Source organism: Ensifer sp., assembly GCF_035999185.1.
Classification (GTDB): domain Bacteria; phylum Pseudomonadota; class Alphaproteobacteria; order Rhizobiales; family Rhizobiaceae; genus Ensifer.
Genome location: NZ_DASYHB010000109.1, coordinates 33,952 through 54,315, shown reverse-complemented (window position 1 = coordinate 54,315; position 20,364 = coordinate 33,952). Strand labels below are relative to the sequence as shown.

Below are 20,364 nucleotides of genomic sequence, written 5' to 3'. Positions count from 1 at the left end.
GGCGGGCCCGATAAGGAGCCGCCGGCTTTTCGTGACGATGACGGACCGGAACAATGTTGTTGCCGCCGGTCCGCATGGTCTTAGACCGAGTAGTACATGTCGTACTCGACCGGATGCGGCGTCATTTCGAAGCGCATCACTTCCTGCATCTTCAGTTCGATGAAGGAGTCGATCTGGTCGTCGTCGAACACGCCGCCGGCGGTCAGGTACTTGCGATCCTTGTCGAGGCTTTCGAGCGCTTCGCGCAGCGAGCCGCAGACGGTCGGGATTTTCTTCAGTTCCTTCGGCGGCAGGTCATAGAGGTCCTTGTCCATGGCCTTGCCCGGGTGCAGCTTGTTCTTGATGCCGTCGAGGCCGGCCATCAGCATGGCTGCAAACGCGAGGTAGGGGTTGGCGGTCGGGTCCGGGAAACGGACTTCGACGCGCTTGGCCTTCGGGTTGGTGCCGAACGGAATGCGGCACGAAGCCGAACGGTTGCGTGCCGAATAGGCGAGCAGGACCGGCGCTTCGTAGCCCGGGACTAGGCGCTTGTAGGAGTTGGTCGACGGGTTGGTGAACGCGTTCAGCGACTTGGCATGCTTGATGATGCCGCCGATGAAGTAGAGGCAGGTTTCCGACAGGCCCGCATACTCGTCGCCAGCAAACGTCGGCTTGCCGTCCTTCCAGATCGACAGGTGAACGTGCATGCCCGAGCCGTTGTCGCCGAAGATCGGCTTCGGCATGAAGGTTGCCGTCTTGCCATAGGCGTTGGCGACCTGGTGCACGACGTACTTGTAGATCTGCATCTTGTCGGCGTTGCGAACGAGCGCGTCGAACTTGACGCCGAGCTCGTGCTGGGCAGCAGCCACTTCGTGGTGGTGCTTTTCAACGGTCACGCCCATTTCGGACAGAACCGTCAGCATTTCCGAACGCATGTCCTGGCAGCTGTCGATCGGCGGAACCGGGAAGTAGCCGCCCTTGACGCGCGGACGGTGGCCAAGGTTGCCGGTCTCATAGTCGGTGTCGTCGTTGGACGGCAGTTCCGAGGAGTCGAGCTTGAAGCCGGTGTTGTAGGGATCGGCCTTGTACTTGACGTCGTCGAAGACGAAGAATTCGGCTTCCGGGCCAACGAAGACGGTGTCGCCGATGCCGGATGCCTTGAGGTAGGCTTCGGCCTTCTTGGCCGTGCCGCGCGGGTCGCGGTTGTAGGATTCGCCGGAGACCGGGTCGAGAATGTCGCAGATGATGACCATCGTCGACTGCGCGAAGAACGGGTCCATATGCGCTGTTTCCGGATCGGGCATCAGCACCATGTCGGACTCGTTGATGGCCTTCCAGCCGCCAATCGAGGAACCGTCGAACATGACGCCGTCGGCGAACATGTCTTCGTCGACGCAGACGACGTCCATCGTTACGTGCTGCAGCTTACCCTTCGGGTCGGTAAAGCGCAGGTCGACGAACTTTACGTCGTTGTCCTTGATTTGCTTCAGAATATCGCTTGCAGTCGTCATTTGCCGTAATTCCCTCTTTGAGATGACGAGGTTTGAAAAGAAACCGGGCCGGACGGCCCGTGATATCAGATGGCGTCGAGGCCCGTTTCGCCCGTGCGAATGCGGATGACTTCTTCCACATTGGAAACGAAAATCTTTCCGTCACCAATGCGGCCGGTTTGTGCGGCGTTGCGGATTGCCTCGATAACGGCCTCCGCGTTTTCATCCGCCAGCACGACTTCGACCTTAACCTTCGGCAGGAAGTCCACCACATATTCGGCGCCGCGATACAGCTCCGTGTGACCCTTCTGCCGCCCGAAGCCCTTGGCTTCCGTGACGGTGATGCCCTGCAGACCGACTTCCTGAAGGGCTTCCTTCACTTCGTCGAGCTTGAAGGGCTTAATGATCGCTTCGATCTTTTTCATGAGAAAATGTCTCTCCGCTTCTCCCTTTAAAGCAGGATCATGCCCGCTCGCCCTGAATATGCACGTTGCATGCCAGTTTTTCTGCGAAAATCTGTCGAAATGACAAAAAAATTGCTGCGGGCGCACCGGTCACTGGATTTCCATGCCCTTGGTGTCGGGCAGTCTGCCTAATTTTTATGATTTTCGATCGAAAGATGCCCGATCTTCCTCCTTGCCTACTGCCGGTTCGCAGTTTGCGCTCGTTATTTGAGCAACAATTATAGGCAAATGCATAAAATATGATCATGTTGCCGGCGCTTGCCTCACGCTGTCAGACATGGATAAGTCTGAGGTATGCGCTCCAAACTTCATCACCTGTTGGTCACCCCGGCAGAAATGGCAGCAATAGACCGGGCTGCTGCACAATCCGGCATCGACAGCTTCATGCTGATGCGGAGCGCCGGAATGGCGGTTGCAGCCGCCGCCATGCGTCTCTTTCCGCAGGCCAACCGTTTCGTCGTGCTTTGCGGTCCCGGCAACAATGGTGGCGACGGCTATGTCGCGGCGGCTGCGCTCAGGCAGGGCGGCGCCACGGTCGCTCTCTTTGCGCACGGCGATCCCGCGACACTGCGGGGGGATGCGGCGCGGGCCCGGTCGCTGTGGCCCGAAGCGGTGACGCCGCTTGGTCTCTTCGAGCCTGCTCCAGGCGATGTCGTTGTCGACGCTCTCTTCGGTGCGGGTCTATCGCGCGCGCTGCCCGACGACGTCATCCGCGTCATCGATACGGTCAACGATCGTGGACTTCCGGTCATCGCAGTCGATCTGCCGACAGGTATAGACGGGCGCACCGGAGAGGTCCGCGGCGCCGCCTTTGCGGCCTGCCACACGGTGACCTTCATGGCGCCGAAACCCGGCCATTGGCTTCTGCCCGGTCGTTCCTTCTGCGGCACGCTCGAGGTCTTCGACATCGGTATCCCCGCGCGCATTGTCATGGCGGGCGCCGGTTCTTTCCGGCTTAACGCTCCGTCGGCTTGGTCAGGGTTTGGAGGCGAACTCACGCTCTCGACTTACAAGTTCACGCGGGGACACCTCGTTGTGTTTTCAGGCGATCGGCAGGGCACGGGCGCGGCGCGCCTGGCTGCCGCAGCCGGCCTTGCGGCGGGCGCCGGTCTGGTCACGGTGGCATCCGGCAAGGCGGCGCTCGGCATCAACGCGTCTCACTTGACCGCGGTGATGGTCAAGGAGGTGGACGGCAAGCGCGATCTGGAGAAATGGCTGCGGGACCGCCGCCTTGGCAGCTTCGTCCTTGGACCTGGCTTCGGCATCGGCAAGAGAACGAGGGACTTTGCGCTTGCTCTGTGCGACCGCGCGCTGGTGCTCGATGCCGATGGCATCACCTCGTTCCAGGAGAACCGCGATGCGCTCTTCTCGGCGCTCGCGAGCCGCGGAGGGCGGATGGTCATGACACCGCACGAGGGTGAGTTCGCGCGCCTGTTTCCCGACATCGCCGGCGATCACGCGCTTTCCAAGATCGAGAAGGCGCAAAGCGCCGCCCGTCTCAGCCATGCGGTTATCGTCTACAAGGGAGCCGATACGGTGATCGCCGCTCCGGACGGGCGGGTGGTCGTCAATGGCAACGCCCCGCCATGGCTGGCAACCGCTGGTTCGGGAGATGTGCTTGCCGGCATCACCGGCGCACATTTGGCTCAGGGCATGCCGGCCTTTGAGGCGGCCGCAGCCGCGGTCTGGCGGCATGGAGCGGCAGGCAACAGGGCGGGGCAGGGGTTGACCGCCGAGACGCTGATCGGCGCCATTTCTCCACTCGCCTGACTTGGCCACGCGATTGACCGCGGCAGAAAAACAAGCGGCCGCCACGGGAGGGGCGGCCACATCTCTGCACAATCGTCGGAGGAACTTGGCCCTTAGCCGCGGGTGCCCTTGGCGATCGGCTCCTGGTAGGTAAAGCCCATATCCCAGGGGAAGTAGATCCAGGTGTCCTGGCTGACTTCGGTAACGAAAGTATCGACCAGCGGCCGGCCCTTCGGCTTGGCGTAGACGGCGGCGAAATGTGCCTTCGGCAGCATGGCGCGCACTTCGGCGGCGGTCTTGCCGGTGTCGGTCAGGTCGTCGACGATCAGTACGCCTTCGCCGCCATTCTCGGCGATCTCCGGCGTAATGCCCTTCAGCACCTTCATCTGACCCTGAGAGTCATAGTCGTGATAGGACGCGACGCAGACGGTTTCGATCATCCGGATGTTGAGTTCGCGACAGATGATGGCAGCCGGAACCAGGCCGCCACGGGTGATGCAGACCATCGCACGCCATTCCTGGCCGTTGTCGGCAAGCCGCCATGCGAGTGCGCGGCAATCACGGTGGAACTGGTCCCAGGAAACGGGGAAGGCTTTATCGGGCAGCGACATGGGGTAGGCTCCGGCTTGTCTGAACGAGGGTAAGGCGAAGCGTCCGGCAGATCGGGCAGGCGGAAACGCGTCATCCTGATTTGCCGACATGCAATAACGGCATTGAGGCCAAAAGTGCAAGGGCCTCGTGTCTATCCCTTCGCGCGCGCATCGGCGATTGCCTGGATCATCGCCTGGACTGCGGCTTCCGCCGCCTCCAGCGCCTCTGTGTCACGGGCTCGAACGACAATATCGGTCGAGAAATGCTTGCCGTCGAATTTCGGGTAGGAGCCGATGCTCGTCTCCGGATGGTTCTTCTGCACCTCCGTCAGCGGGCTGCCGATGTCGCCTTCGCCGAAGGGCGAGCGCACGGTCCGGGCAAGCAAGGGAGAGCCGACCTGTAGGCCCGGCAGCAGCGCGTCGAGCATCGCCTGGAACACCTGCGGTACGCCGGCCATGACGTGCACGTTGCCGATCGCAAAGCCCGGCGCCGTCGAAACCGGGTTGGGAATGTGGCGTGCGCCCAGCGGCATGCGCGCCATGCGCTTGCGCGCATCGGTAAATTCCATGCCGCGTCGCTCGTACATGGCACCGAGCAGCGCCATCGCCTCCGGCTCGTAGATGCATTCGACGCCGAAAGCACGCGAAACCGCGTCGGCTGTAATGTCGTCGTGCGTCGGGCCGATGCCGCCGGAGGTGAACACATAGTCGTACCGGCTGCGCACCGCGTTGATGGCCTCGACGATTGCGGCCTCGTCGTCGGCGACGATCCGCACTTCCTTGAGGTCAATTCCGACCATGGTCATCATATCGGCGAGGTGGCCGATGTTCTTGTCCTTGGTCCGGCCCGACAGAAGTTCGTCGCCAATGGCGACCATGGCGGCAGTGACAACTTTTGTGCTGCTCATCGGGATATCCTGGTTGTTTAAGATAATCATTTAACAGTAAGTGTTTATTGTTCGAGATGAGAGAACAGTCTGTTTCCCTGCTCACTCCTGGCAGCCGGCTGCAATTTGATAAATCTTCCTTGCAGCAGTGATCAAGTGGGATCGCTTGTATCCAAAGGAGCAATTTATGGCCAAGGTTCTCGTTCTCTACTATTCGGCATACGGACACGTCGAAACCATGGCCTACGCCGTGGCTGAAGGCGCGAAGTCGGTGGGGGCGGAGGTCGACGTGAAGCGCGTTCCCGAACTGGTGCCGGATGAGGTTGCCAAGGCGTCTCACTTCAAGCTGGACCAGGCAGCGCCGATCGCCAACGTGGAAGAACTGGGCGAATATGACGCCATCATCTTCGGCGCGGGCACGCGCTACGGAACCGTTGCCTCGCAGATGCGCAATTTCATCGACCAGACCGGCAGCCTGTGGATGAAGGGCAAGCTCGTTGGCAAGGTAGGCTCGGTCTTCACGTCATCGGCCACCCAGCACGGCGGTCAGGAATCGACCATCCTCGGCTTCATTCCGACACTGATGCACCACGGTATGGTCGTCGTCGGTCTTCCCTATGCCTTCCAGGGGCAGATGGGCGTTGACGAGATCAAGGGCGGCTCGCCCTATGGCGCTTCGACGATCACCGGCGGCGACGGTTCGCGCCAGCCCTCCGAGGTCGAACTTGAAGCAGCACGTTTCCAGGGCGCACACGTGGCCAAAATTGCCGCGAAGCTCGCGGTCTGATCAGACTGAAATCAGTCGAATCATGTGGTTAGGCGGCGCCGGAAGGGGCCGCCTTTCTTGTAAGCCGCTTAGCCTTTCCGGGTGATTCGCGAATGTGGCAATCCGTACCACACTTGTGGTAATATCCGCCGCGTTCGGCATGAGCATGCCACTGACGAGGAGGAAATTCAGGGTCGTGCGGCAACGGCCCACCGGGGACCGTAGCGTCTTCGGGCTATCGGGAGAGAAACATGGCGCGGATTACTTACTCCATCGTTCCTCATGACGGAGGCTGGGCCTACAAGGCCGCCGACGCCTATTCGGAACCCTTTCCCAGCCGCGAAATGGCGCTTGCCGCTGCCAAGGCCGTCGCCGCCGAGCAACAGGTCGGTGGCGACGACGAAGATATCAGTTTTCAGGACGAAGAAGGCCACTGGCACTTCGAGCACACAGATGGCGGCGATCGACCTGAGGCAACCGTGGACGACGGTTGAAGAGCCTGTAACGACTGGCTCATTGCGAACACGAGAGCGCCGCGCGTTCGCAGGAACGCAATAAAGGCGCTTCAGAACGTGAGTTTGGAGCGTCGTGCGTTCACATGAACACACAAAGAGCGCTCTGACGATCTGGCTCTAGGGCATCTTTCTGCCTCCGGTGGTTCCACGCGAAGGCAGGACACTCTGGACCATCTTTCCGCTACCGGTTGTTCCGCTTGCGAGCGGCTTGCTCCGGCGTTCTTGAGCGGCAACGCGTGCACACAATCTTCTCCATGGAGGGTAATCGATGCACTACAGCGTTCAGATCTTCACCTGGACCCCGCGGCAGGGTGTCCACCAGGTCGGATCGGCAATCGAGGTGGACGCCCCGAATTCCAAGGCGGCAGCGGTCTCGCTTCTCGGCCTCAGGCTGGAAAATCAGGGATGCGCGACGAAACTCGCCGTTCGCGTCTGGCATGATGATGCCTATCGCGCCGAGTGTGACTGCTACTATTACAACAACTGAACGGGCGTGCCCCAGAGAAAACCTCTCGCGGCCACCGCGAGTGGTTGGCTATGCCGAAAAATATGTCTGAAAGTCCGGTGTCTGGTGCGGGCGGCGGGGATCGAACCCGCACAGCCAAGGCCGAGAGATTTTAAGTCTCTTGCGTCTACCAGTTTCGCCACGCCCGCATGATCCCTAGATCAAACACTCGACGGGAACAGTCAAGGGCAAGGGAGCGCTTCGAGGGTGGAGAACGCTCAAGCGCGTTGTTGACGCGACTTGAGAAAGTAGAAGACGCCAGCCGCAATCAGCGCCCCAAGGCCGTAAGTGACGAAGGCCTCGGCAAAAGGGCTCCCTGAATTGAACGAGTAGAACGCGGGCGCCGCGACCACCAGCACAGCCAATCCCGCCAGGCGCGACGTGAAGACGCTCAATGCCGAGACTTTTCGCAATAGCCACCCAATCAACGTGCCTACCAGCACCATCACGATCACTGCACCAAACAATTGCGCGAACGCTCTTCCCCCAACTGAAACCAATTGTGGGAAGTAGGGTGGTTCGCTTGCGGTAGCTAATGTTTCAGCCTGTGATTGTCGATCGCTCAGGCATTTGTTGCCGGCTTTGCAGCTTAAGGGGTCAGTCGTTCCAGGACGACGCTCAGCCCGCCGAGATCCTCGATCTCGCGAAACCTCGGATGGGTCTCCGGCTTGTCGTGATGCTCGAAGGACCAGGTGAGCGCATGCGGGACATAGACCCCCCAGCTCCCTGCATCGAGTGCTGGAACGATGTCCGATTTCAAGGAATTGCCGACCATCAGGCTTTTGGCGGCGCCGTCACCGTGACGCTTGAAGATGCGCTCGTAGGTGCCGGCATTCTTGTCGCTGACGATCTCGACGGCATTGAAATAGTCGCCAAGGCCGGAAGCGGCGAGTTTGCGCTCCTGATCGAAAAGGTCGCCCTTGGTGATCATGACCAGGCGGAACTGGCCGTGGAGTGCAGCGAGGGTTTCCTTGACATGCGGCAACGGCTCGACGGGGTGGACGAGCATGTCGCGGCCGGCCGCCAGGATTTCGGCGATGACGGAGGAGGGGACCTTGCCCTCGGTTACGTCAACGGCGGTCTCAACCATCGACAGGACGAAACCCTTGATACCGAAACCATAGAGCCCGAGGTTGCGCTTCTCGGCTGCAAGAAGCCGGTCGGACAGATGCTCGGTATCGGTATGCGGGCTGAGGAGTTCGGCAAAACGTGCCTCTGTCAGGCGGAAGAACTGCTCGTTCTGCCAAAGCGTATCGTCGGCGTCGAAGCCGATCGTCGTCACGGAATGGGGCATGGTCTCTTACGGTCCGGCAATCTTGAAAGGTTGATCAACGCTGGCGCTCTTGCCACTGTTGATATCGTTGAAATGGAAGCGCAGCACATAGTCGCCGGCAGGCGCCCCGGAAACATCGATCGTCAGCGTCGCATAGATTTCCTGGTTTCTGAGGTAGCCGGTGAATGTGAAATCACCGAATGCCTTCTGTCCGGCAAGAACGTCGCCCTTCGGGTTGAGGATATCGAAGTCGACGGTGAAGTGGCTCTCGAGTTTGCCCCTTGTTGCCGCATCCTTCCAGCTGAGGCCGATCGGCTCGATGTAGGAGATCAGCGACTCTCCCGATTTGAACACAAGCCCGTCGCGCGGCTGATACATGGCATAGCCGGTCGGAGGACTGGAGACGAACACCGCCTTGCCGATCGCAAAGGGCAGCGTCTGCGAGAAATCGCTCATTGCCTGACGCAGGAGGTCATGGGCCTTCGCCGCATCGCCGGATGAAGCGAGCTTCTCGGCCTCTGCCGCCGCATCGACCAGCGGCCCGGCACGGGTGCCGGGACTTGCAGCCAGCGTTGCGGCGGCGGCCAGCGCCGCCAGAAGAAGCAGATGTTTCACCATGACGTTCCCCCATCGCCCATCTCGACCGACTGTCGGCATTTGCCGCATCGAGTCAAGACGATAGGGCTGGCGCGCAAATGGTCAATGCTTCCAGAAGACCGGCGTCAAAATCACCAGTACCGTCAGGACTTCCAGACGACCGAGCAGCATCATGAGCGAGAGAAGGTAAAGTTCCGGATCCTGAAGCGTCGAGAAGTTCCCGGCGGGGCCGATAATGTTGCCGAGGCCTGGGCCGACGTTGGAAAGGCACGTGATGACGGCCGAGGTGGCGGTGACGAGATCATAGCCGAGCGCGCCCATGGCGAGACTGCCCAAGACCCACAACAGGATGTAGGTGATGAAGAACAGGAAGATGGCGCGCTGTGTGTCGGCATCCACTGTGTTCCTGCCATAACGCACCGCATAGATCGCGTTGGGATAGACGAGCTTGTTGAGCCCGGAGCGGATGGCGTTGAACAGCACGATGAAGCGATAGGCCTTGATGCCGCCGGCGGTCGAACCGGAGCAGCCGCCCATGAAGGTCGCGACAAAGGCGGCCACCACCACGAACGGCCCCCAAAGCGTGTAATCCTGGCTCGCATAGCCGCTGGTCGACAGGATCGAGGTGATGTTGAAGAAGGAATGCGCCAGCGCCAGATGGAATTCCACGCCGTTGACAAGCCGGTGGTAGACGGCGACGGCGATCGAAAATGCCGAGAGATAGCCGAGGAAAACGAGGATCTGAGGATCGCGCAGCGCGTCGAGCCTGCCGCGCGCGACCAGCACGATCAGGATCGAGAAGGGCAGGCTGCAAAGCGCCATGAAGAAGGTGGCGGTCCACAAGAGCGGGATACTGCCGAAATAGCCGAAGGATGCGTCATGAGTGGAAAATCCACCGGTCGCGACCGTCGACATCGCATGGTTGATCGCGTCGAAGCGGTTCATGCCGGTCAGGAAATAGCCGATCGTGCACAGAAGCGTGATGGTGACATAGACGGCGAGGAAGGCGCGGCTGAAGCTGGCGAGCCGGGCAAAAGGCTTGTCGCTGGTGTCGGACGACTCCATCTTGAAGAACGACATGCCGCCGACCCTGAGATACGGGATGATGAAGAGGCCGAGCACGACGATGCCGATACCGCCGAGCCAGCACAGAAGCGAGCGCCAGACAAGCAGCCCCGGCGGCGCATCGTCAAGGCCGACGATCACGGTCGCACCGGTCGTGGTGATCGCCGATACGGATTCAAACAGCGCCTGGGCAAAACCGAGCTTGAGTGAAGATAGCCACAGAGGAATTGCGCCAACGACGGAGAAGACGGCCCAAAGCATGTTGACGAGGACAAAGCCGAACTTCTTCGAGAACGGCGGAGGGCCCATGCGGGTCGCCATGAAGGTCGCAAGCGACAAGCCGCCGACCAGGAAGGACGAGGCTGCAAAGATCTGCCAGTCCGGGTGACCGTAATAAAGGTCGACCATCGCCGGCACCAGCATCGCACAGGCGAGGTAGATGCCGAGGATCGCTGAGATATGCACAGCATGCCGGATCAGGGTTGCGTTCAAGCGTTGGTTTTCCCGGAAAGTGTTGTGGGCGTGCCGGCCGAATTGGGTACGGCCGTATTGTTCACGGCGCCCCGATTCGTGTCAAAGCGATGGCTTCACCCGTTGCAATGTGCAATAGCGACGACCATCGACCACTTCAATGGATGACGGCGCACAATGAAGCACGATGTTGAAACCGCAACCGAAGCCTTGCGGGAGATCTTCCCGCCGACGCCGCTGCAGCTCAACGAGCACTTAAGCGCGCGCTACGGCGCCAACATTTACCTCAAGCGCGAGGACCTGTCGCCCGTTCGCTCCTACAAGATCCGTGGCGCTTTCAACTTTTTCCGCAAGGCGATCGGAGCCGGCGCGTCCGGCAAAACCTTCGTCTGCGCATCGGCTGGAAACCATGCCCAGGGTTTCGCCTTCGTTTGCCGCCACTTCGGCGTGCAGGGCGTCGTCTTCATGCCCGTGACCACCCCGCAGCAAAAGATCGACAAGACCCGCATGTTCGGCGGCGAGTTTATCACCATCAAGCTCATCGGCGACATCTTCGACCAGTGCTACAAGGCAGCGCGCGAGCACGTCGAAGCGATCGGCGGCGTCATGGTTCCGCCCTTCGATCACGCCGACATTATCGAGGGACAGGCAAGTGTGGCTGCCGAGATTGCCTGGCAACTGCCAGATGGCGTCACGCCCGATCTTGTTGTTCTGCCGGTTGGCGGTGGCGGCCTTGCCGCCGGCGTGACGGGATACCTCAAGGACGTGGTTGCCGCGGATCATTTCATCTTCTGCGAACCCGCCGGCGCACCCAGCCTGCGTGAGAGCCTTGAAACCGGCAGCGTCGTAACCCTCGATCAGGTCGACAATTTCGTCGACGGTGCCGCCGTTGGACGGATCGGCGATCTGAATTTTGCGGCACTCCGGCGCTTCTCCGCCGATCAGGTGATGCTGCTGTCGGAGAATGCGATCTGCCAGACGATCATCGACATGCTGAATGTCGAGGGCGTCGTGCTGGAACCGGCCGGAGCGCTGTCGATCACCGCCCTTGAGGAACTGGCACCCGAAGCCCTGATTGGCAAAACCGTCGTCGCTGTCGTTTCCGGCGGCAATTTCGATTTCGAGCGCCTGCCGGACGTCAAGGAACGCGCAATGCGTCATGCCGGCCTCAAGAAGTACTTCATCCTGCGCATGGCACAGCGGCCCGGCGCGCTTCGCGACTTCCTCAATCTTCTCGGTGACGAAGACGATATTTCACGCTTCGAATATCTGAAGAAATCGGCGCGCAACTTTGGCTCGATCCTGATCGGGATCGAGACCAGGCAGGCGGCAAACTTCCCGCTGCTGAAGGCACGGTTCGACGCTGCCGGACTGCGCTACCAGGACATCACCGAGAACGAGATTTTGTCGAACCTCATCATCTAGGGCTGATGAACCCGTTGCGTTGAATATCGGCAGATAGGCTTTGACAGCACCGGTCTCGGCGACTAAGTCTTGAACATGGCATCGTTTTTCTCGAAATTGTTCGGCCGTAGCGGCACCTCCGAAGATCAGGCGCAAGCAGCGCCCGGGAAGGCGGAGGCCTATGCCGACTGCACCATCCGCGCCACGCCGATGCGTGAAGGCTCGCAGTTTCGCCTGGCCGGCAGCATCGAGAAGGTTTCGCCCGAAGGCGTGACCAAGGTTCGTAACTTTATCCGCGCGGATCTCTTCACGTCCGAGCAGGATTCTGTCGATGCCGCCCTTCGCAAGGGCCGTCAGATCATCGACCAGACCGGGCCGTCATTGTTCTCCGACGACGCCCCGTCGCGTCAGGTCTGACTGGTCGCCAGTCGCTAATTTTCCAGTTTTCCAGATGTTTGCTGGACTTTGCTGACACAGCGGATCAACGCGCTGTGTGCTGACGGCACCGTCCCGGCGTCCGCCGGGCCGGCTGCAGTTCCCGTTCGTCTGGCTTCATGGGCCGGGCCGTCGCAAGCGCGCGGCCCGGTCCAGATCGACGTGAAACTCAAAGCTTGATCCGGAAACGGGCGAAGCCTTCAGCAGCGTCACCGGCGTCCTCGATCGCCACACCCTTCACTTGCGCAACGAATTGCCGCGCTTTCGGGCCGCTGTCGAAGGTTGCGCTCGTGTTTGCCAGCGGGACGAAGGTCCAGTTGGCGTCGGCCGACGGGTTGATCGTGCCCTGGTCGATGATGTAGCGCACGACGACATCGCGGTTGGTGTCCGGTGCGACGAACACGACTTTGTCGGCAGTGACGTCGGGGAAGTTTCCGCCGCCGCCAGCCCGGTAGTTGTTGGTGGCAACCACGAATTTCTGTGCCGGATCGATGGGCTTGCCGTCGAACTGCAGGTTCTTGATGCGGTTCGAGGATGCGTTGATCGTGTTGCCGTCCTTGTCGAACTTCGGCGGCACGGAGAGATCGATCTGGTAGGTAACGCCGTCGATGACGTCGAAATTGTAGGACGGAAAGCCGCCGTTGATCAGCGGCGCGTCCGATGAGCCAGGCTTGACCTCGTTGAAGATGCCGGCCGACATCTCCAGCCAGTTGCGCACCTGCTCGCCTGATATGACCACGGCCTGGACGGTGTTCGGGTAGAGATAGAGGTCTGCGACATTCTTGATCGCGATGTCACCGGCGGGAACGTCGGTGTAGTAGTCGGCGCCGCCGCGACCGCCAGCCTTGAAGGGCGCTGCCGCCGAAAGCACCGGCAGATCGCGGTACTCCGTTTCCTTCAGCATGTCCTTGATGTACCAGGTCTGCGCCTGGCTGACGATCTGCACCGAGGGATCATCTGCGACCAGGGCAAAATAGGAGTAGAGCGGAGCGCTCGTCTTGCCGACCGGCGTGCGCACATAGGCAAGCGTCGCTTCGTGGTCCTTCTGCGCGGCGGCGAGAACCTGGGGCGTGTCACCGACCTCGGCGATCACCTTCTTTTCCTCGCGACGATAGATCGGCCGCGCTTCGCTGGTCGAGCTGACGACGCGCCAGGCGCCGCCTTCGCGTTCAAGAAGCAGGTCGATCAGGCCGAGATGCGAGCCCCAGAAACCGCCCATGACGCCAGGCTTGCCGGAAATCAGCCCCGCCTCGTTGTCGACACCGGCGATATCCTTGAATTTCGGGCCGGGGAAATCGAGATGGCTGTGACCGGTGACGATCGCGTCGATGCCTTCGATGGCAGCCAGCGGTACGGAGGCGTTCTCGAGATTTTCGGCGTAGGCCTGCTGGCCGATGCCGGAGTGGGAAAGGGCGATGACGATGTCGGCGCCTTCCTCGCGCATCTGCGGGACCCAGGCCTCGGCCGCCTTGACGATGTCGCGCGCATTGGCCTTGCCCTCGAGGTGCTTGGCATCCCAGGTCATGATCTGCGGTGGCACGAACCCGATCAGGCCGACGCGGACCTCGTGTTCCTGGCCGGAGCCATCCTTCACCTTGCGGTCGAGAATGACATAGGGCTTCAGGAACAGCTCGTCCTGGCGCGCGCTGGCGGCAAGCGCGCCCTTCGTGAGGTTGGCACAGACAAGCGGGAAGTTGGCGCCGCTCAGCGCCTTGAACATGAAGTCCAGGCCGTAATTGAACTCATGATTGCCGAGCGTGCCGCAATCGTATCCGAGCACGTTCATGGCTGCGATAACAGGGTGAACATCGCCGTCCTTCATGCCGCGCTGATAGGCGATGTAGTCGCCCATCGGATTGCCCTGGAGGAAGTCACCATTGTCGACGAGAATTGAGTTCGTTGCTTCGGCGCGGATGGCGCCGATGATCGAGGCGGTGCGTGCGAGGCCTACCGTGTCGTTGGGTTTGTCACCATAGTAATCATAGGGAAAGACATGGACGTGCAGGTCCGTGGTTTCCATGATTCTCAGATGCGCCTGGTTGGCTGCGGCGTGAACAGAGAACGGATGCAACATGACAAGCGCCGAGGTGGCCGCAGCCCCCGCCAGAAGCGAGCGGCGCGTGAGGTGAAGCGGGGGTGTCATCGATGTCATGCTGTCCTCCATTGATCAAGAAACCGGGGCGATCCCGGGGGTAAATACAATCCGGAGTTTTGTTCGCTGGAAAGCGAACCACGGTGGGTTGGCGGCGACTATGCCGGAAAGAGATGGTTTTCGAAAGCGGCGGATTTTTGCACTTCGTTGCAGCGCTTCCGCCGGCTCGCGGTAAAGTTTTCTTTAAGTTTCCTGGTTAACGCTGCGCCAGGAAACGGAACTTTTTCAAGCACATGCCAAACGCCAACCTTCTTCTCTTCGTCGGCGAGGCGCTGGTCTACGTCACGGCGATGATCGGGCTCCTGCATCTGCGTGCGCGATTGGGCCTTGGCGTCTTCGTCGCGGCACTCGGCGTGATGCATTTCATCGAAACCTACCTGGCCGCCGTCTTTTACGTGCAGCTGCCTTTCGGGGTGATTTCACCCGGTTCGGCCGTTCTCTTCTCCGGCAAGCTGATGATGATCCTGCTGCTCTATGTGAAAGAGGATGCGGCAACCGTCCGCCAACCGATCTACGGCCTGCTCGCCGGCAACTTCCTGACCGTGGCGCTCAGCCTGCTGCTGCGCCAACACGACACCGTGTCGATCGTCGCCGAGCGTTCCGCCGACATCGCCTTCATCGACGAGATGGGGTGGCTGATGGTGTGGGGTACGACGATCCTCTACTTCGATTCGCTGATGATCATCCTGCTCTATGAGCGGTTGGGACGTTGGCTGCGGCGATTCGCGACGATCCGTTTCCTGATCTGCGGCATTGCCGTTTTGACGTTTGACCAGGCCGCCTTCTATCTGGCGCTTCGCTGGTGGAATGGGGCGCCGGCAGAAGTGTTCTGGGGCGGCTGGATGGCGAAGATGCTGGCGGCCCCGTTCTATGCCGTCGCAGTCGGCCTTTACCTCAACCTCTCGCGCCATCCGTCACTTGCCATGTCGGACCGGCCGCTTGGCGACATCTTCAACACGCTGACGTTCCGCGAGCGCTACGAGGATCTGCTGTCGCGCTCCGGGCAGGATACGCTCACCGGATCGCTCGACCGCAGCCGCTTTGAAATCGAGGCACCGCAGATGCTGCGCGCAGCGAGTAGTGAGAATGCCGCGGTCACTTTGATGATCATCGACGTCGACCACTTCAAGGGCGTCAACGACCGCTTCGGTCACCTCGAGGGTGATCGTGTCCTGCAGCGTCTGGTCGAAACGGTGAAATCGAAACTGCGTCCGGTCGATCGGCTGTACCGCTATGGTGGCGAGGAGTTCGTGATCCTTTGCCCGGCGATGATCCACGGGGACGCATTGCGGCGTGCGGATGAAATCCGGATGGCAATCTCCGACCAGGTCTCGACCCCGGACGGTCGACCGGTCACGGCCAGCATCGGTCTCTCGTCGACCCCGGAAGATGGCACTGCCATCGAAGACCTGCTGTCTGGAGCCGACTTGCGGCTCTACGCCGCCAAGGGTCGTGGTCGCAACTGCGTCGTTGGCCGATAGCGGAACGTCAGATGCCGACGTTCGGCCGATCGATGATTTCCCGCAGCGAGAAGCTGGAATTGATCTTGACCACGTGCGGCAGGGCCGAAAGCCAGTCGCGGTGGATGCGCTCATAGTCCTGCAGGTCCTTGGCAGCGACCCGCAATATGTAATCGTACTCACCCGACATGAGATAACAGACAAGCACGTTCGGACAGAGCTTCACCGCAGCCTCGAATTCGGCGAGCGTCTTTGCGAACTGCCCGGACAGGGAAATGTGGACGATCACCATGATCTGGTAGTCGAGCGCTTTGTGGGCAATGCGCGCATGATAGCCGGCGATCGTTCCCGACTTTTCCAGGATATCGACCCGCCGAGAGCAGGCCGAGGGAGAGAGACCGACCTTTGCGGCGAGGTCGGCATTCGATATGCGGCCGTTCTGCTGGAGAATGCGCAGAATCGCATGATCGATGGTGTCGAGTTCGCTCATTCGTGTTTTCTCCCAATCACACGTCATTTCCCGCAATTTTCTTCGAAATCATTGCTCTGCCGATCATGTCTTTGCAAGGACATTCGGTTCGCCGCGTGTTTTGCTGAATGCCTAGACATAAGCGGCGGAACGCCGAAAACAGGAGAGGAACGCAAGCATGCGTGTCGGTTGCCCGAAGGAAATCAAAAACCATGAATATCGTGTCGGCCTGACGCCCGGCTCGGTGCGTGAATATGTTGCCCATGGCCACGAGGTGATCGTGGAAACCAAGGCCGGGGCAGGGATCGGCGCGGATGACGATGCGTACCGTGCCGCTGGCGCGAAAATTGTCGCGACGGCAAAGGACGTGTTCGAAAAGTCGGACATGATCGTCAAGGTCAAGGAACCGCAGCCCTCGGAATGGGTTCAGCTGCGCGAAGGCCAGATTCTCTACACCTACCTGCACCTGGCGCCAGATCCGGAACAGACCAAGGGCCTGTTGAACTCCGGTGTCACCGCCATTGCCTATGAAACCGTGACTGACGACCGGGGTGGCCTGCCGCTCCTGGCGCCGATGTCGGAGGTGGCCGGCCGTCTCGCGATCCAGGCGGGCGCGACGTCGCTGCAGAAGGCCAACGGCGGTCGCGGCATCCTGCTCGGCGGCGTTCCCGGCGTGCTTCCGGCCAAGGTCACCGTCATCGGTGGCGGCGTCGTCGGCCTGCATGCTGCGCGCATGGCTGCCGGCCTCGGTGCCGACGTCAGCATCATCGATCGCTCGATCCCGCGCCTGCGTCAGCTCGACGATCTCTTTGCCGGTCGTGTTCACACCCGCTATTCGACGATCGACGCGCTGGAAGAGGAAGTGTTCTCTGCCGATCTCGTCATCGGTGCGGTGCTTATTCCGGGCGCTGCCGCTCCAAAGCTCGTCACCCGCGAAATGCTGACCGGCATGAAGAAGGGCGCGGTCATCGTCGACGTTGCGATCGACCAGGGCGGCTGCTTCGAAACCTCGCATGCAACGACGCATTCCGACCCGACCTACGAAGTCGACGGGATCGTGCACTACTGCGTTGCCAACATGCCGGGTGCGGTGCCCGTGACGTCGGCGCATGCGCTGAACAACGCCACGCTTCACTATGGCCTGCAGCTCGCCGACAAGGGTCTGAAGGCAATTGCCGAGGACAGGCACCTTCGCGCCGGTCTCAACGTGCACCGCGGTCGTGTCACCAACGCGCCTGTCGCCGAAGCGCTCGGCTACGACGCCTTTGCGCCCGAGGCGGTGCTGAACGTCGCCTGACGGAATATATGTCGGCCCGGCAGAAATGCCGGGCCGGCTGTTTCAGGCGCTGACGATCCGGCATTGGTAGCAATTGTATTTGGTCGAGCGCACGTGGACGGACGCGACATCCGGCCGTGCCAGCAGCGCCTTCGCGCGGGCTTCGACCTCTTCTCGGTCAACCACGTCGCCACTGCCGTAGACGATCCGCTCGTCCTCGCTGTATCCGCGCAAAAGATAGTTGGCGCGCGAATTCAGGATCTGCGGCAAGCTCGCGCCGTCATGCATCGGGCATTCCTCGGCATGCATGAACACAGGACCGGTCTCGGCATAGGGTTGCAGCGAGGCAAACGGTCGAAACGCGAAGATCAGATAGGGTTCTCCGGCATCAACATAGCCCAGGCAGTGACGGCAGGGCACACCATCGCCGTCGGAAATATGCCGCTCCGGGGCATTGCCGTAGGCGTCACTTCCGCCCTGCCGGAGGCGACGAGCCTCTTCAGAGGACACGGGAATATAGCGCAACGACATCGTGCATCTCCTTGATACGTTTGACGTGTTTGATCAGGAGAGTGCACCGGGCGCGACCGTTTCGACACCCGAAACTTGCCGCGCCGGCTTCGTCAGAGGTTTTGGGCCAACGTCAGCAGTTCGGCGTCAGTCAAAGGTTCGACGGTTGCCTCGCGGGTCGCAACCGGCGAGAAGCCGAATTGCTGGTAGAGTTGCAGCGCGCGCGGATGGTCGAGACTGTTGGTCGTCACCGTCAGCTTGCTCGGGCTCAGCGCCCAGGCGGCAAACAGCGTCTGCAGCAGGAACCATTTGCCAAGGCCGAGGCCGAGCGCATGTTCCATCAGCCCGAAATGGACCAGTTCGACCACGTCGTCTTCGCCCTGGTGCAACTCGAAGAAGCCGGCCGGAGCACCGTTGACGTAGAGCACCGTCACACTTGTCCGCTTGTCGCCAAGCACTGCCGCCAGTTCGTCGTCGCTCATCCGCAGCCGCTCGGTCCAGTGCCAACGCCGGCCGACCCGCAGGTAGAGAAAACGATAGTAGCTGAGCGGAATGTCGGAGACGCGCAGGATAGCGGTCTGGATATTGACCGGCATCGGCAGGCTCTGCTTCGGCGGCGCCGTCATTTCAAGTTCGGTTACATGCGCCGTCAGTGAGGCGAGCTTCGGGGTGCGCATGATATCACTCTCGACCGGTAGCGACCGGCGTGTCAGCTCGACCGCCCCATTCAGACCAGGAGCCGTCATAAAGCGTATTGTCGGTATGGCCGAGCGACTGCAGCGCCAGCGTGATGATGGCGGCTGTCACGCCCGAACCGCACGTGGTGACCACGGGCTTTGTAAGATCGACGCCTGCGTCGGCAAAGGTCTGGCGGAGCGCCTCGATATCCTTGAGCTTGCCATTTTCTGAAAAGACGCCCGAAGGAAGGCTGTGTGCACCCGGCATTCGGCCAGAGCGCAGGCCAGCGCGGGGCTCCGGTTCCTCGCCGTAGAAGCGCGCGGCACCGCGGGCATCGGCAATCTGGACGGAGCCGCCCGCGACGATGTCCTTCATTCCGGCTAGCGAGGTGACGGCCGCCGGCGTGAAGCTCGTCTTGAACGTGGCCGGCTTGGGCGAGGGCGCCTCGGTGGTGACAGGACGGCCTTCCCTGTTCCAGCCGTCCATGCCGCCGTCGAGCACATAAACGTTCTTGGCGCCCATGATGCGCAATTCCCACCAGACGCGTGGCGCCGTCATGATGCCGGGGCCGTCATAGACGACGATCGTGTCCGTCTCGCTGACACCCAGTGCGCCTACGGCTTCGGCAAAAGCTTCGGGCGAGGGCAGGGTGTGCGGCAGGCCGCTGGTGTGGTCGGCGATCGCGTCCTGGTCGAAGAAGACGGCGCCGGGAATGTGTCCGGCGTCGTACTCCGCCTTCGGGTTGCGGTTCTGTGCCGGCAGATACCAGGCGGCGTCGAGGATCCGGATCGACGGATCGCCGAGGCGCTCCTGAAGCCAATCGGCAGACACGACAAAGGCGCTTTTGTTGGTGGTCACGGTCGCAACTCCTACTCAGACTGATGCACGATCTTCGGCTGTGCCGAAGCGGATACGGAACCTGCGGTTCTCCTTGCCCTTTTTCTCGATCTTGGAGATGTGGATGGCGCCAACCTCCTGGGTCTCGGACACATGGGTGCCGCCGCAGGGCTGGCTGTCGATCGCCGAATTTTCACCGATGCAGACAAGGCTGACGCGTCCAAGGCCGATCGGCGGACGCACGTTCTTCGATTTGACGATGCCGGGATTGGCCACCAGCTCCTCGTCGGTGATCCACTGGAGATAGACCGGGTGGTTCTCCTCCACGAGCTTCATCAGGGCGGCGGTCGCTTCGTCCCTGTCGATCGTCTCGCTCATGTCGAAATCGACACGGCTTTCGTCTTCGCCGACCGACGCGCCGGTGATCGGGTAGGGACAGACGACGGAGAGCAGGTGGCATGCGGTGTGCATGCGCATCAACCGGTAGCGGCGCGGCCAATCGATGTGGAGAACGAGCTTCTCACCCACATCAGGCCGTGGCTGCCCCTCGGCCGGCACATGGATGATGATGTCCTTGGTTTCGCCATGGCGGGCGACCGCGATGTCGATGCGGCTGCCGTCGGCACGCTCCAGGAAGCCCGTGTCACCGGGCTGTCCGCCTGAGGTCGCGTAGAAGCAGGTCTGGTCGAGTTCGATCCCGCCATCTTCCAGGATTCCCGTGACGTTTGCTTCGCAGGTCGAGAGGTAGAAATCGTCTCGAAAGAGGGCAGTCACGGTCCTGGTCATCGCATT

Annotated in this window: 22 protein-coding genes and 1 tRNA gene; 8 read left to right on the top strand and 15 right to left on the bottom strand. The window is 61.1% G+C overall.

The genetic code is table 11. The annotated features are described in order from the left end of the window. Window positions 1-80: 80 nt before the first annotated feature. Both glnA and VGO04_RS12280 read right to left on the bottom strand, forming a co-directional pair. The gene (glnA, locus tag VGO04_RS12285; protein ID WP_057255946.1) at window positions 81-1,490 is read right to left on the bottom strand and encodes a type I glutamate--ammonia ligase; all 1,410 of its coding nucleotides are present in this window, start codon (window positions 1,488-1,490) and stop codon (window positions 81-83) included. A 65-nt stretch (window positions 1,491-1,555) separates the two neighbouring features. Continuing rightward, window positions 1,556-1,894 (bottom strand): P-II family nitrogen regulator, encoded by a 339-nt coding sequence (locus VGO04_RS12280; protein ID WP_003528058.1) that lies wholly within the window; start codon window positions 1,892-1,894, stop codon window positions 1,556-1,558. A 333-nt stretch (window positions 1,895-2,227) separates the two neighbouring features. On the opposite strand from VGO04_RS12280, the gene VGO04_RS12275 reads away from it, so the two are divergent. Continuing rightward, on the top strand, window positions 2,228-3,703 hold the full coding sequence (locus VGO04_RS12275; protein ID WP_327496234.1) for an NAD(P)H-hydrate dehydratase: 1,476 nt from the start codon (window positions 2,228-2,230) through the stop codon (window positions 3,701-3,703). A gap of 92 nt (window positions 3,704-3,795) precedes the next feature. Here the strand turns inward: VGO04_RS12275 and gpt are convergent, their stop codons facing one another. Continuing rightward, a complete protein-coding gene (gene gpt, locus VGO04_RS12270) occupies window positions 3,796-4,293 on the bottom strand; it encodes a xanthine phosphoribosyltransferase (protein WP_327496233.1) in 498 nt (165 codons plus the stop codon). A gap of 131 nt (window positions 4,294-4,424) precedes the next feature. Continuing rightward, window positions 4,425-5,180: a competence/damage-inducible protein A gene (locus VGO04_RS12265; RefSeq protein WP_327496232.1), complete on the bottom strand. Its 756-nt coding sequence runs from the start codon at window positions 5,178-5,180 to the stop codon at window positions 4,425-4,427. 166 nt (window positions 5,181-5,346) lie between these two features. On the opposite strand from VGO04_RS12265, the gene wrbA reads away from it, so the two are divergent. From wrbA to VGO04_RS12250, 3 genes are all read left to right on the top strand, one after another. Continuing rightward, on the top strand, window positions 5,347-5,946 hold the full coding sequence (wrbA, locus tag VGO04_RS12260) for an NAD(P)H:quinone oxidoreductase type IV (protein WP_327496231.1): 600 nt from the start codon (window positions 5,347-5,349) through the stop codon (window positions 5,944-5,946). Between the two features lie 230 nt (window positions 5,947-6,176). After that, the gene (locus VGO04_RS12255) at window positions 6,177-6,419 is read left to right on the top strand and encodes a DUF2188 domain-containing protein (RefSeq protein ID WP_327496230.1); all 243 of its coding nucleotides are present in this window, start codon (window positions 6,177-6,179) and stop codon (window positions 6,417-6,419) included. Between the two features lie 289 nt (window positions 6,420-6,708). Then, a complete protein-coding gene (locus VGO04_RS12250; RefSeq protein ID WP_065373703.1) occupies window positions 6,709-6,927 on the top strand; it encodes a hypothetical protein in 219 nt (72 codons plus the stop codon). 82 nt (window positions 6,928-7,009) lie between these two features. Here the strand turns inward: VGO04_RS12250 and VGO04_RS12245 are convergent. The 5 genes from VGO04_RS12245 to VGO04_RS12225 form a co-directional block, all read right to left on the bottom strand. Continuing rightward, window positions 7,010-7,094, bottom strand: a tRNA-Leu gene (locus VGO04_RS12245). 69 nt (window positions 7,095-7,163) lie between these two features. After that, complete coding sequence (locus VGO04_RS12240; RefSeq protein ID WP_327496229.1) at window positions 7,164-7,412, bottom strand: hypothetical protein; 249 nt, start codon at window positions 7,410-7,412, stop codon at window positions 7,164-7,166. A gap of 122 nt (window positions 7,413-7,534) precedes the next feature. After that, a complete protein-coding gene (locus tag VGO04_RS12235; protein ID WP_327496228.1) occupies window positions 7,535-8,239 on the bottom strand; it encodes an HAD family hydrolase in 705 nt (234 codons plus the stop codon). Window positions 8,240-8,245: 6 nt separating this feature from the next. After that, window positions 8,246-8,836, bottom strand: a complete 591-nt coding sequence (locus VGO04_RS12230; RefSeq protein WP_327496227.1) for a hypothetical protein — start codon at window positions 8,834-8,836, stop codon at window positions 8,246-8,248. Window positions 8,837-8,917: 81 nt separating this feature from the next. Then, a complete protein-coding gene (locus VGO04_RS12225; protein WP_327496226.1) occupies window positions 8,918-10,372 on the bottom strand; it encodes a TrkH family potassium uptake protein in 1,455 nt (484 codons plus the stop codon). A 156-nt stretch (window positions 10,373-10,528) separates the two neighbouring features. On the opposite strand from VGO04_RS12225, the gene ilvA reads away from it, so the two are divergent. Both ilvA and VGO04_RS12215 read left to right on the top strand, forming a co-directional pair. Next, window positions 10,529-11,776, top strand: a complete 1,248-nt coding sequence (gene ilvA / locus VGO04_RS12220) for a threonine ammonia-lyase (protein ID WP_327496225.1) — start codon at window positions 10,529-10,531, stop codon at window positions 11,774-11,776. Between the two features lie 75 nt (window positions 11,777-11,851). After that, window positions 11,852-12,172 carry an HlyU family transcriptional regulator gene (locus VGO04_RS12215; RefSeq protein WP_327496224.1) on the top strand — a complete coding sequence of 107 codons (321 nt, stop codon included), beginning with the start codon at window positions 11,852-11,854 and terminating at the stop codon, window positions 12,170-12,172. Between the two features lie 187 nt (window positions 12,173-12,359). Here VGO04_RS12215 and VGO04_RS12210 read toward each other — a convergent pair whose 3' ends face one another. Then, window positions 12,360-14,342 carry a bifunctional 2',3'-cyclic-nucleotide 2'-phosphodiesterase/3'-nucleotidase gene (locus tag VGO04_RS12210; RefSeq protein WP_327496223.1) on the bottom strand — a complete coding sequence of 661 codons (1,983 nt, stop codon included), beginning with the start codon at window positions 14,340-14,342 and terminating at the stop codon, window positions 12,360-12,362. A gap of 233 nt (window positions 14,343-14,575) precedes the next feature. On the opposite strand from VGO04_RS12210, the gene VGO04_RS12205 reads away from it, so the two are divergent. Next, entirely contained in the window at window positions 14,576-15,823 is a 1,248-nt protein-coding gene (locus tag VGO04_RS12205; RefSeq protein WP_327496222.1) for a GGDEF domain-containing protein, read from the top strand. Between the two features lie 7 nt (window positions 15,824-15,830). Here VGO04_RS12205 and VGO04_RS12200 read toward each other — a convergent pair whose 3' ends face one another. Further along, the gene (locus VGO04_RS12200; RefSeq protein WP_327496221.1) at window positions 15,831-16,292 is read right to left on the bottom strand and encodes an Lrp/AsnC family transcriptional regulator; all 462 of its coding nucleotides are present in this window, start codon (window positions 16,290-16,292) and stop codon (window positions 15,831-15,833) included. 157 nt (window positions 16,293-16,449) lie between these two features. On the opposite strand from VGO04_RS12200, the gene ald reads away from it, so the two are divergent. After that, entirely contained in the window at window positions 16,450-17,568 is a 1,119-nt protein-coding gene (ald, locus tag VGO04_RS12195; RefSeq protein WP_327496220.1) for an alanine dehydrogenase, read from the top strand. A gap of 42 nt (window positions 17,569-17,610) precedes the next feature. Here the strand turns inward: ald and VGO04_RS12190 are convergent, their stop codons facing one another. From VGO04_RS12190 to VGO04_RS12175, 4 genes are all read right to left on the bottom strand, one after another. Next, a complete protein-coding gene (locus VGO04_RS12190; RefSeq protein WP_327496219.1) occupies window positions 17,611-18,078 on the bottom strand; it encodes a DUF1203 domain-containing protein in 468 nt (155 codons plus the stop codon). 92 nt (window positions 18,079-18,170) lie between these two features. Then, on the bottom strand, window positions 18,171-18,734 hold the full coding sequence (locus VGO04_RS12185) for a GNAT family N-acetyltransferase (protein ID WP_327496218.1): 564 nt from the start codon (window positions 18,732-18,734) through the stop codon (window positions 18,171-18,173). 4 nt (window positions 18,735-18,738) lie between these two features. Beyond that, window positions 18,739-19,593: a 3-mercaptopyruvate sulfurtransferase gene (gene sseA / locus VGO04_RS12180; RefSeq protein WP_327496217.1), complete on the bottom strand. Its 855-nt coding sequence runs from the start codon at window positions 19,591-19,593 to the stop codon at window positions 18,739-18,741. Window positions 19,594-19,608: 15 nt separating this feature from the next. Next, the gene (locus VGO04_RS12175) at window positions 19,609-20,358 is read right to left on the bottom strand and encodes an alanyl-tRNA editing protein (RefSeq protein ID WP_327496216.1); all 750 of its coding nucleotides are present in this window, start codon (window positions 20,356-20,358) and stop codon (window positions 19,609-19,611) included. Window positions 20,359-20,364: the final 6 nt, after the last annotated feature.